8 protein-coding genes are annotated in these 11,607 nt (G+C 68.4%); 5 read left to right on the forward strand and 3 right to left on the reverse strand.

Going from position 1 to position 11,607, the window contains the following annotated elements; translation table 11 throughout:
* The first annotated feature begins 27 nt into the window (after nucleotides 1-27).
* The 4 genes from VFE83_RS04475 (at nucleotide 28) to VFE83_RS04490 (ending at nucleotide 4,736) form a co-directional block, all read left to right on the forward strand.
* Nucleotides 28-2,091: a lytic transglycosylase domain-containing protein gene (locus VFE83_RS04475; RefSeq protein ID WP_324903682.1), complete on the forward strand. Its 2,064-nt coding sequence runs from the start codon at nucleotides 28-30 to the stop codon at nucleotides 2,089-2,091.
* Nucleotides 2,092-2,119: 28 nt separating this feature from the next.
* On the forward strand, nucleotides 2,120-3,019 hold the full coding sequence (locus VFE83_RS04480; RefSeq protein WP_324903683.1) for a complex I NDUFA9 subunit family protein: 900 nt from the start codon (nucleotides 2,120-2,122) through the stop codon (nucleotides 3,017-3,019).
* Between the two features lie 111 nt (nucleotides 3,020-3,130).
* Complete coding sequence (locus VFE83_RS04485) at nucleotides 3,131-3,508, forward strand: PH domain-containing protein (protein ID WP_324903684.1); 378 nt, start codon at nucleotides 3,131-3,133, stop codon at nucleotides 3,506-3,508.
* Nucleotide 3,509: 1 nt separating this feature from the next.
* Nucleotides 3,510-4,736: a multifunctional CCA addition/repair protein gene (locus VFE83_RS04490; protein ID WP_324903685.1), complete on the forward strand. Its 1,227-nt coding sequence runs from the start codon at nucleotides 3,510-3,512 to the stop codon at nucleotides 4,734-4,736.
* A 1,283-nt stretch (nucleotides 4,737-6,019) separates the two neighbouring features.
* On the opposite strand, the gene VFE83_RS04495 is transcribed toward VFE83_RS04490, so the two are convergent.
* The 3 genes from VFE83_RS04495 to VFE83_RS04505 form a co-directional block, all read right to left on the reverse strand.
* Complete coding sequence (locus VFE83_RS04495) at nucleotides 6,020-8,656, reverse strand: TonB-dependent receptor (RefSeq protein WP_324903686.1); 2,637 nt, start codon at nucleotides 8,654-8,656, stop codon at nucleotides 6,020-6,022.
* A 138-nt stretch (nucleotides 8,657-8,794) separates the two neighbouring features.
* Nucleotides 8,795-9,208: a VanZ family protein gene (locus VFE83_RS04500; RefSeq protein ID WP_324903687.1), complete on the reverse strand. Its 414-nt coding sequence runs from the start codon at nucleotides 9,206-9,208 to the stop codon at nucleotides 8,795-8,797.
* Entirely contained in the window at nucleotides 9,205-10,437 is a 1,233-nt protein-coding gene (locus VFE83_RS04505) for a class I SAM-dependent methyltransferase (RefSeq protein ID WP_324903688.1), read from the reverse strand. The genes VFE83_RS04500 and VFE83_RS04505 overlap by 4 nt, the downstream gene beginning before the upstream one ends.
* Nucleotides 10,438-10,495: 58 nt before the next feature.
* Here VFE83_RS04505 and VFE83_RS04510 point away from each other — a divergent pair, with 58 nt between their 5' ends.
* Nucleotides 10,496-11,242, forward strand: a complete 747-nt coding sequence (locus VFE83_RS04510) for a pteridine reductase (protein ID WP_324903689.1) — start codon at nucleotides 10,496-10,498, stop codon at nucleotides 11,240-11,242.
* Nucleotides 11,243-11,607 lie beyond the last annotated feature (365 nt).

The following is an 11,607-nucleotide window of genomic DNA, read 5'->3' on the forward strand; positions in this document are numbered from 1 at the left end:
TCACGATGCTGGGCTATAGTCCCGGCAATGGTCCCCCGCCCATTCATCATCGTACTCGCTGCGTGCAGCGTTGCCGTCGCCACGACTGCCTGCGCACAGACCACCGCGGCCGCGCCTGCGGTCGTCATTCCGCCCCTGCCCAAGCCGCTGGCCGATCCGAAACTGCCGCGCGTGCGCGCGGCCATCGAGGATGCCGAGGCGGGCCGCTTCGACGCCACGCAATATCGCGATCTCGCGCAGCATCCGCTGTATGCCTGGATCGAGTACGCCAACCTGCGGCGCAACATCGACACGCTGGCGCCCGATCGCGCGCAGTCGTACCTGTCGCGCCATCGTGGCCAGGCCGCGGGCACCACGTTCCGCGATGCATGGATCGCCGCATCCGGCCGTCGCCAGGACTGGCCGTCGGTGCTGGCCGCATGGGATCCGCAGATCAAGAACGTCACCCTGCGCTGCCATGAGTTGAACGCGCGCCAGCAGCTAGGCCGCGCGGATGCGCAGTGGACGCGCGACGCGCAGGCGATCTGGCGTACCGGCGATTCGCTTCCCGACGAATGCGATGCACCGATCGCGGCGCTGGCCGCGCAGGGCGGACTGCCGCCCGAGCTGCGCTGGGAGCGCATCGAGCTGGCGGCCGCCAAGTGGCAACCGGGCGTGATGCGCGCCGCCGCGCGCGGCCTGCCCGCCGATCAGCTGGCGCTGGCGCAGGACTACGCCGCCTTCCTCGACACACCGCACGAGCGCGCGTTCAACTGGCCGAAGACCGAACGCAGCCGCGAGATCGCCTCGCATGGCCTGGCGAAGTACGGCAAGTCGTCGCCGGCAGGCGCCGAGGCGATCCTGCCGCGCTACGCGCAGGCGCTGGGCCTGAGCGAGGCCCAGCGCGGCCGCGCGCTGTACCAGATCGCGCTGTGGACGGTGGCCTCGTACGAACCCGAATCCGCGCGCCGGCTCAATGCCGTGCCCGAGGCCTCCTACGACGAACGCCTGCACGAATGGCGCGTGCGTGAGGCGCTGTCGCGTTCGGACTGGAACGCCGCGCTCGCGGCCATCCGCAAGATGGGCGCCAAGCAGCGCGGCGACTCGCGCTGGACCTACTTCGAAGCGCGCCTCAACGAACTGGCCGGAAGCCGCAGCGACGCGCAGCGCCTTTACGGCGAGGCCGCGAAGAAGCCGGAGTTCCATGGCTTCCTCGCCGCGGATCGCCTCGACCAGCCGTATGCGCTGTGCCCCTGGTTGCCGGTGACGTCGACGGCCGCGCAACAGGCGATCGCGCGCGACGACGCCATGGTGCGCGCGATGGGCCTGTTCCAGATCGACCGTATCGGGTGGGCCACGCACGAGTGGGACGACGCCCTGTCGCGTTACAACGACGAGCAGCGCCGCATCGCGGTGGAAGTCGCGCAGGGCAACGGCTGGTTCGACCGCGCGGTGTTCGCGCTGGGCCGCAACCCTGACGAATCGCGGCTGTACGGCCTGCGTTTTCCGCTGCACCACGAGGCGACGATCCGCCGCGAGGCCGGCAACAACCGGCTCGACCCGGCATGGGTGGCCGCCGAGATCCGCGCCGAAAGCGTGTTCCAGCCGCGCGCGCGCTCCAGCGCCAACGCGATGGGCCTGATGCAGGTGCTGCCAACCACGGGCGCCAGCGTCGCCGCGCGCCTGGGCCTGCCGTGGGGCGGCGCGGAAAGCCTGTTCGACCCGGACACCAACATCATCCTGGGCACCGCCTACCTGCGGCAGCTGATGGACAAGTACGGCGGCCAGCCGTACCAGGTCATCGCCGGCTACAACGCCGGTCCGACGCCGCTGGCGCGCTGGCAGTCGCAGCGACCGGGCATGGATCCGGACTTCTGGATCGAGACCATCAGCTACAAGGAAACCCGCGACTACGTGGCACGCGTGCTGGCCTTCAGCGTGCTGTACGACTGGCGTCTGTATGGCGACGCACTCACCCTGAGCGAACGCGTGCGCGGCCGCACGGACGCACCACGCAAGCGCTTCGCCTGCCCGACGCCGGCGGCTGCGCCGACGACCGACCCCGCATCCGTGCCGCCCGCCGCGCAATCCCGTCCGCGATCACAGCGCTGAACCGCGCCGCTCGCCTACACTGCCGCGCATGGCACAGCGGCATGTAGTGGTCCTCGGCGGCACCGGCTTCGTAGGCCGGCATCTGGTCGCGCGCCTGCTGCAGGGTGGCAATCGTGTGACCGTGCTCAGTCGCGGGCTCGATCCGGCCAAGCGTCCGTTGCGTCCGCAAGGCGCAAGCCTGATCGAAGGCGACGTGAGCGATGCGGACTTCCTGGCGGCCGTGCTCGACGATGCGGACGCGGTGGTGAACCTGGTCGGCATCCTCAACGAGAAGGGCGACCGCGGCGACGGCTTCGAGCAGGTGTTCGTCGGCATCACCGACGCGCTGATCCAGGCGATGACGCGCATGGGCGTGCGCCGGCTGCTGCAGATGAGCGCGCTGAATGCCGGCCGTGGCGAAAGCCACTATCTGCAATCGCGCGGACGCGCCGAACAGCACGTGCGCAGCAGCGGCCTGGACTGGACGTTGTTCCGTCCGTCGGTGATTGCAGGCCCGGGCGATGGCCTGTTCTGCCGTTTCGACGGATTGCTTCGATACGCGCCGGTGCTGCCCATCGGTCGCGCCGAAGCGAAGTTCCAGCCGGTGTGGGTGGGCGACGTAGTGGAAGCCTTCGCCCGCGCGCTGGACGAGCCGCGAAGCCTCCGCGAAACCTACGACCTCGTCGGACCGGACGTGATGACGCTGCGCGAGATCGTGCGCCTGTCGGCCCGCGCGCGCGGCCGGCATCGAATGGTGCTGGGCCTGCCGCCCGCGCTCGGCAAGCTGCAGGCCGGCGTGGGCGAATGGCTGCCCGGCAAGCCGATCAGCCGCGACAACTGGCGCTCGCTGCAACTGGACTCTGTGAGCTTCGATGACGGCCTGCGCCGCATCGGCGTCACGCCGACGCCGGTGGAACCGAAGGTGGCGGAGATCCTGGCGGGTTGCTGAGGCGGGATCGCCTGGTCCGGCATGGGTGACGGGAGCGGCGACAGTGTGGCAACACCGGCCCACCACTGCGCCGCGTTTAAGATCACATCCCTACCCCACCCGGAGGCGGCCATGGGCCTGCTCGACACCCTGCTCGGCCACGCCAGCGAGAAGTCGCTCGACAACCTCACCGCCGATTTCGCGCCGCTGCTCGCGCCCGGCGAGACGCTGCAGCGCGCGTTCGGCCTGATCCGCGACCTGATCGTGTTCACCGACCGGCGCATGATCCTGGTGAACAAGCAGGGCGTGACCGGCAGCAAGGTCGAATACGTGAGCGTGCCCTATCGCAGCATCGTGATGTTCTCACTCGAAACCGCGGGCCACTTCGACCTGGAATCGGAACTGCGCGTGTGGGTGTCCGGGCAGCCGGCGCCGATCGCGCGCTCGCTGGGGCGCGACAGCGGCGCGCAGGACATCCTGGCGCTACTGGCGCAGCACGCACCGCGCTGAAATGAAGCGCTATCTAGTCGGCGGCGCCGTGCGCGACCGGTTGCTGGGCCTGCCGCCCGGTGATCGCGACTGGGTCGTGGTGGGCGAAACGCAGGCGTCGATGGAAGCGGCCGGCTTCAAGGCCGTCGGCCGCGACTTCCCGGTGTTCCTGGATCCGCACACCGGCGAGGAACACGCACTGGCTCGCACCGAGCGGAAGAGCGGACGCGGCTACCGCGGCTTCGTGGTCGACGCCGATCCGTCGGTGACGCTGGAAGAAGACCTGCAGCGACGCGACTTCACCATCAACGCGATCGCGCAGGACGAGCACGGCCACCTCATCGATCCATATGGCGGCGCGCGCGACATCGAGGCGCGCGTGCTGCGCCACGTGGGCCCCGCGTTCGCCGAGGATCCGCTGCGCGTGCTGCGGGCCGCCCGTTTCATGGCGCGCTTCGCCGACCTGGGTTTCACCGTGGCGCCGGAAACCATGGCGCTGATGCGCGAGATGGCCGCGTCGGGCGAGCTGTCCGAGCTCACCGCCGAACGCGTCTGGCAGGAACTGCGCCGCGCACTCGCATGCCGCACGCCGTCGGCCTTCATCCGCACGTTGCACGAAGCGGACGCACTGGACGCGGTGCTGCCCGAGGTGGAGGCGCTCTACGGCGTGCCGCAGCGCGCGGAGTACCACCCGGAAGTCGACACCGGCGTGCACATCGAACTGGTCTGCGACATGGCCGCGCAGCTCGCGCCGGGCGACGACCTGATCGGCTTCGCCGCGCTCACGCACGACCTGGGCAAGGCGCTCACGCCGGAACACGTGCTGCCCAAGCATCTGGGCCACGAGCAGGCCGGCGTCGCGCCGCTGCGCAGGCTGTGCGACCGGTTGAAGGTACCGACGGAATACCGCCAACTGGCCGAAGCCGTGTGTCGCGAGCACCTCAACGTGCACCGCTTCGACGAATTGCGCGCACGCACCGTGTACGAACTGCTCGCCCGCTGCGATGGTTTCCGCAAGCCCGCGCGCATCGCGCAGATGGCGATCGTCTGCGAAGCCGACAAGCGCGGCCGCGCGGGATTGCAGGATGTTCCGTATCCACAGGGCCGCGCGCTGCAGGACGCGCTGGCTGCGGCGATGACGGTCCGCGCGGACGAGGTCGCACGCGGGCTCAGCGGCCCCGACGTGGGCGAGGCGATGAAGCGCGCGCGCATACAGGCGATCGCGCAGGCGACGGGGAAGAGGCCGTAGGCTGTTCTCGGCTGGACTGTTCGGCCGGTTCCGGGCGCTCGGCAGACATGTCGACCCATGCGTCTTTCGCAGGCATGCCCTTGCTTTGTCTTCGACGCTTCGACAGCGATCGCTCTGACCCGCTCGCTTCCCGTTTTTGCTCGTCATCCCGCCGAAAGCCGGGATCCATTTGCTCTTGCTCGTCACCCCCGCGAAGGCGGGGATCCAGGGACTTTTCACGCTTTGCCGGTGCGATTCCCCGGTTGCTGTTGCTGTTGCTGTGAACAGCCAACCACATCGCTAGACCCGGAGGGCGTCGCACAGGGATGTGCGGCGCTAAGCAAGGAGGCAGGGAGTGAGGGCGATGCGTGCTTGCGAGCCACTGGCTCGCGCATCCTCCGAACGCCCGCGCCGCAAGCGCGGGCCACGTGCCAAAGGCACGTCCGACTTTCGGGGGCCCCGACTCCCTCGCCGGTCGTGGGATTGCTGTGTCGGGGAAGACCCTTTCTTTTGGTTACGTTTGACCGAAGGGAATCCAGTCGGACTTTGGGTCAGCAAAGAAAAGTGACCCGGCCGGCTTTAGACGGACGGAAGCTTTGGCTCTTCCGCTTCTCACATGCGACCGGTAAAGCGTGAAAAGTCCATGGATCCCCGCCTGCGCGGGGATGACGAGCAAGGCACAGCGAAATGGATCCCGGCTTTCGCCGGGATGACGAGCAACAGCAACGGCTCCACGACGGCCCGCGTCCTGTAAGGCGTGAAAAGTCCATGGATCCCCGCCTTCGCGGGGATGACGAGCAAGAGCAAAGGCTGACGACCAAAAGCAATAGCAACAGCACATGGATCCCGGCTTTCGCCGGGATGATGAGCAAGAGGCAAAGCGAGCGTGTCGGAACGACAGACCGCAGCCATAGCGTCGAAGAGCAAGCAGGAGGCGCAACTCCGCAGGTCGCCCGGCCCCACGTTCCTGCTCCGGCACACTCCACATTGCGCAACCGCGAACCCAACCCCAAAAAAGCAACGCCGGGCGACCTCCCCGTCGCCCGGCGTTTCTCCCCCCTGTGGGTTCCGTGCGCCACCCGGAACCGGTCGAACCGGTCCCGTCTGGCTTGATGTGGTCGCCGTCTTCGGCGAGGCGCGCACGTTAACCGAGCGGCGGAGCGGGAACCGGTGCGTCCGTCACAGGATGTCGACATCCCGTCGGCCGGTCAGCCGGGCGTCTGGCGCAAACGTGAGCGCCATCGCAGTGGTGGACCGATCCGTCGGGCCGGGCGGCAGAACCGCCCGACCGACGGAAACACGGGTCAGAACTGGTAGGTCACCCGCACGTACCACTCGCCGCCGTTGAAGCCGAACGGCGAGGACACCGGATACTTCACGCCGAGGAAGTTGAGCGTGCTGTTGGTCTCGCGGTCCGGGTAGTTGTCGAAGATGTTGTTGCCGCCGACGGTGACGTGCGCCATGTCGTCGAGGAAGTCGAACGTCACGGACAGGTCGAACAGCCACTCCGAGCTGAACTCCGCCTGCTCGCCGAAGGTGAAGTCCTCCCAGCTGTCGTAGTAGTTGGCACGCGCGGTCACGTCGAAATTCCACGGCGACTGCCAGTCGAAGGTCAGCACGCTGCGGTTGTTGGGCAGCTGGTTTTCCAGGTCGGCCACGCGCTCGGCATCGATCACCGGCGCGCCCGTGCCCGGCACCGTGGCGACGCGGTCGACTTCCTGCTTGTTGTAGCTGTGGCGCAGGTCGAACACGCCGGTGCCGGCGCTGCCGAAGTCGGAGCGATACGTGGCGACCAGGTCCACGCCCTGCACGGTGCTGTCGAAGCCGTTGACGAAGTACGACACCTGGCCCAGCAGTTCCGCGCCTGGCACGCCGGCGTCGATCAGTGCCTGCTGCTCGGGCGAGCCCGGGGTGATGTTGATGGTCTGCAGCGCGATGCGGTCCTCGACCTCAATGTTGTAGTAGTCGAGCGTGAGGCTGAAGACATCGTTGGGCGCGTAGACGAAGCCGGCCGAGTAGGCGAAGGATTCCTCCGCATCCAGCGGCTGCGCACCCAGCGCGATCGCGGCGGCGCTGTTGACCGGGAACGTGCCCAGCGGCACCAGCGCGCCGCTCGCGTCGGCGGTGGTGGTCACGTCCAGCGTGTTGATCTGGCCGGGCGTGGGCGTGCGGAAGCCGGTGTTGACGGTGGCGCGCACGGCGAAGGCGTCGGTGAACTCGAAGCGCGAGGACACCTTCCAGTCGAACGTGCTGTCGAACTCGGACGAGTCCTCGTAGCGGCCGGCAAGGCCGACGGTGAAGCGTTCGACCAGGTCGGCTTCGACGTCCAGGTAGGCCGCGCGGCTGTACTGGGTGAAGTTGCCCGCCGCTTCCGGCGCGTCGCCCTGGAAACCATCCGAACCGATGCCGAACAGCGGACCGGTGGGACCAGCGGCGTACGAGGCCGGGTCGCCGGTGCCGATCTTGTAGGTTTCCTCGCGCCACTCGCCACCGAAGGCGATGTTGACCGGCGAGGCGAACACGTCGTTCTGCCACGGATACGCGAAGTCGAGGTTGGCGCCGCGCTCCAGCTGGGTCAGGTGGCCGGGCTGGAACGTGGTGGGACTGGTGCGGCCCAGGCTCGGATTGATCGAGCTGGTCATGGTGTAGACCATCTCGTTCTGGCCCTGGCGCACGCTGAAATCCCAGCGCAGGCCGGCGCCGGTCTCACCCTTCACGCCGAACACGCCCTCGTAGTCCTCCACGTCCGCGCCGAGCGACGGCGCATAGCCGCCGGGGAACAGCACGTAAATCGGATTGAGCGCGACGAACCCGGACGGGCTGGTCGGATCGGCGGTAACGAAATCGTTCGGGTTGAGCCCGCGCGCGTTGATGTCGTCGATGATGGCCTGATCGACCGGGTCCGGCAGGCCGTCGCCGTCGCTGTCCACCAGCAGCGTGTTGCGCGGCGTGACGCCGGGCACGCCGACCGGTGCGCGATAGAAGAAGCTCGAGTCGTATTCCAGGTCCGCGTAGCTGCCGAAGCCGTACAGGCTAACGCTGTCGTTGATCGGGTATTCGGCGTTGAAGAACGAACGCAGGCCCTTGCCGTCCGGATCACCCCAGCGCTGGCCCAGGCCGTCGAACGGCACCTGGTCGCGCCCGCGGAACGCGCCGACCTCGGCCGCGACGGCCTGCGGGATGCCGCGCGAGGTGAACTCGCTGTCGAAGTACTCGGCCGTCATGTTGAAGAAGCCGCCATCGCCCAGCGGCAGGCCGAAATTGAGCGAGGTGCGCCACTTGTCGCCGTCGCCCGCGTAGGTCGAGCCGTACTGGCTGTCCACGCGCACGCCCTCGGCGTTGTCGGCCAGCAGCACGTTGATCACGCCGGCGATGGCGTCCGAGCCGTACTGCGCGGACGAACCGTCGCGCAGCACTTCCACGCGCGAGATCGCGGCGGACGGAATCAGGCTGTAGTCCACCGCCTGCGAACCCTGGTTCACCGTGCCGAACGGTTCGACCTGCAGGTTCACCAGCGCCGAGCGGTGGCGGCGCTTACCGTTGATCAGCACCAGCGTCTGGTCGGGCGGCAGGTTGCGCAGGTTGGCCGGGCGGATGAAGGCGGTGCCGTCGGCGATCGGGAAGCGCTGCGTGTTGAACGAGGGCGCCACGGTGGCCAGCTGGTCGGTGAAGTCCGCCGAGGCCTGCTTCTCCAGCTCGGCCGGGCTGAAGACGTCCACCGGCGAAAGTGATTCGGTCGGTGAGCGGCCCTGCACGCGGGTGCCGGTGACGACCAGCTTGTCGAGTTCGACCGGCTGCTGCCGGGCCGAGGTCGTCGCCTCGGGCGTCTGGGTGGTCGGCTCCTGCGGCGTAGTGTCCTGGGCGAGGACGGGCAGCGAGGCGGTGGTGATGAGGGCGGCGACGACGGCCTGGGTAAGTCGGTTGCGGGTCACGGCAAGCATGGCGGTTTCCTTGCGCAGGGTGGGCGGACTCCCCCTGTCGAGCCCAGCCCTGAGCTTTAACCAAGCTTTAACCTTTACGCAATACCTACCAAGTCTTTGCCAAATTTGGTTTCATGGCGAACTTTTCGCCAATCAGTCTCACGGAACCCGGCGATCCAGCCACAGCAGCGCCCGGCCGACCGGGGTCGGGGCCAGCATCAGACCGACGGCCGCGCCCAGCGCATTGGCCAGGGCATCGGCGGAATCGGCCTGCCGCGAGGCCGTCAGCGCACCCTGCGCGAACTCCAGTCCGACCCCCAACGCGATCACGCCGGCCGCGGCCAGCGCCTGCGCACGCCTTCCCGCGAACAGCATCACCGCGTAACCGCTGAGCAGCAGGTAGGCGAGGAAGTGCTCGACCTTGTCGAAGCCGTCGAACGGGGCCGGCGGCAGGTCGTCGGCCGACATCAGCGAGGTCGCGGCGACCGCACCCAGCATCGCCAGCCAGATCGCCAGCCACAGCCACGGCCGGCGGAAATCGCGCAACAGCGGACGCACTGATGCCGCACTCACAGGCGGAAACTCAGGTCGCCGGCCATGAACGCCGTGCCGAACTCCACGCCCTTCTCGAAGCCCATCACCTGGAAGCGTTCGCCCATTTCCGACGGCAGCGTGAGCCGCTTTACCTCGGTGGTGCGCTTGAGGCGCTCGCCTTCGTCGGCGATGCGCTCGATCCGCTCCAGCACGCCGGCCAGCCCATTGCCCAGCAGGAAGCTGGCCTGCGAGCAGTAGCCGGCGAAATCGAAGCCCGCCGCGACGCCGGCCTCGGCCAGCGCGGTGAAGTCCACCGACGCCGTCAGGTCCTGCAGGCCCGGCCACAGCAGCGGTTCGCCGTGCATGCGATGGCGATAGAACGCGCGGAGCGTGCCGTCGCTGCGCTCGGGCAGGTAGTACTCGCCGCGCGGATAGCCGTAATCGACGAACAGCATGGCGCCGTTGCGCATGCCGCCGGCCACCGCCTGCACCCAGTACGGAAGCTGCGGCAGCGCCTCGGAGCGGTAGCCGTTGTCGAACGGTCGCCCCAGCTGGCGCTCCAGGTGGCGCACCGCGTTGCCCAGGAACGCATCGGCGGGGCGGAGCACGCGCACGAGTTCCCCGGCCTCCACCGCGACGTGTTCCTCGTACACCTCGCCTACCTCGATGGCGAAGCGCGGCGTCGGCAGCGCGTCGATCACCTCGTTGGCGAACAGCACGCCGTCCCAGTCGTCGGCGAACGGCGCATCCAGCCACTCGACCAGCTCGAACAGCGGCGGCACCAGCCGTTCCTGCAGGCGCTCGCGCTGGCGATGACGCAGCTGCGCGCTCGGTTCCAGGATGCAGAAGCGGTCCGGCAGCGCGTCCAGCTCCATCAGCCGCTTCAGCGCGACCTCGGCGAACGCGCCCGTGCCGCCGCCCAGTTCGAGGAAGCGCGCGCCAGTGCCCAACTGCTGCAACACAGGCGCGACGCTTTCGGCCACGCAGGCGGCGAAGACCGGACCGAGTTCGGGCGCGGTGACGAAGTCGCCGCTCTCGCCGAACTTGCTGGCGCCTGCGCTGTAGTAGCCCAAGCCCGGCGCATACAACGCCAGCTCCATGAAGCGCGAGAACGGAATGGCGCCGCCGTTGCCCGCGATCTCCTCGCGGATCAGCGCCTGCAGCCGCTCGCTGTGGGCCAATGCGTCAGCATCGGGCGTCGGCAACGTACGGGCTTCGCGCTGGCGCTCTTCGGCGCCGGGACGGTGCGGGGGAAAGTCGGTGGACATGCGGCGGGGGCGTGGGACACTGGCGCTCAGGATACGTCACGGCCCGGAGAGTCCCGTCATGTCGAGCCCAGCACGCGCACCCGTCGCCCTGGTCACCGGCGCGGCACGCCGCATCGGCGCGGCGATCGCGCGCACGCTGCATGCGGCCGGTTACGACATCGCCCTGCACTACCGCGGCTCGCACGACGACGCGCAGGCGCTTTCCGCCGAACTGGAACGCACACGCCCCGGCAGCACGCGACTGCTGCAGGCGGACCTGGATCATTTCGACCGCATTCCCGAACTGGTCGCGCAGTGCGTCGGCCATTTCGGCCGGCTCGATGCACTGGTGAACAACGCCTCCGGCTTCACGCCCACACCGATCGGCACGGCGACACCCGCGCAATGGGACGCGCTGTTCAACAGCAGTGCGCGCGCACCGTTCTTCCTCGCGCAGGCCGCCGCGCCACACCTGCAGGCCACGCGCGGCGGCATCGTCAACCTCACCGATCTGTACGCCGAACGTCCCCTGCGCGAACACACCGTCTACTGCATGGCCAAGGCCGCGCTGCTGATGATGACCCGTTCGCTAGCGCTCGAACTGGCCCCGCACGTACGCGTCAACGCCGTCGCGCCCGGCGCGATCCTGTGGCCGCAGGACGGCAAGGATTCCGCCGCAAAAGACGCGATGCTCGCGCGCACGCCGCTGGGCCGCACCGGCACGCCGCAGGAAGTCGCCGAAGCGGTCCGTTGGCTGCTGCAGGACGCGAGTTACAGCACGGGCCAGGTGCTGCATCTGGACGGGGGGCGGTTGCTGGGGGCGTAAGCCGCGTCGGCGGGTTCCAGGCATCGCGGCATCGCGCGCAGTTGCGAGCCCCATCGTGACCGCTGCCAGCGTGCACTTCGGTGTTGCACTTCGGTGTTGCACTTCGGTGTTGCACTTCGCTCTTGCACTTCGGTGTTGCACTTCGGTGTTGCACTTCGGTGTTGCACTTCGCTCTTGCTCGTCATTCCCGCGAAGGCGGGAATCCAGGGACTTTTCACGCTTGCCTGATGTGTTTGACAGCAGCGCGATCACCTTTTTGCTTCCGTCTTGGCCATCGCCTTGAAAGCAGGGATCCGATTGGTGGGCGTTCGTCGCCGGTGCGCTGTGCTCGCCTAAACGGTTATCGCCATCGCTGTCGCTGCTAA

It is taken from the genome of Lysobacter sp. (genome assembly GCF_035655815.1).
In the GTDB taxonomy this organism is placed as follows: Bacteria; Pseudomonadota; Gammaproteobacteria; order Xanthomonadales; family Xanthomonadaceae; genus Lysobacter_J.

Coding starts and splice junctions, on each gene's coding strand:
- VFE83_RS04475 (WP_324903682.1), top strand. CDS start 28: ATGGTCCCCCGCCCATTCATCATCGTACTCGCTGCGTGCAGCGTTGCC.
- VFE83_RS04510 (WP_324903689.1), top strand. CDS start 10,496: ATGTCGAGCCCAGCACGCGCACCCGTCGCCCTGGTCACCGGCGCGGCA.
- VFE83_RS04495 (WP_324903686.1), bottom strand. CDS start 8,656: ATGCTTGCCGTGACCCGCAACCGACTTACCCAGGCCGTCGTCGCCGCC.
- VFE83_RS04480 (WP_324903683.1), top strand. CDS start 2,120: ATGGCACAGCGGCATGTAGTGGTCCTCGGCGGCACCGGCTTCGTAGGC.
- VFE83_RS04505 (WP_324903688.1), bottom strand. CDS start 10,437: ATGTCCACCGACTTTCCCCCGCACCGTCCCGGCGCCGAAGAGCGCCAG.
- VFE83_RS04490 (WP_324903685.1), top strand. CDS start 3,510: ATGAAGCGCTATCTAGTCGGCGGCGCCGTGCGCGACCGGTTGCTGGGC.
- VFE83_RS04485 (WP_324903684.1), top strand. CDS start 3,131: ATGGGCCTGCTCGACACCCTGCTCGGCCACGCCAGCGAGAAGTCGCTC.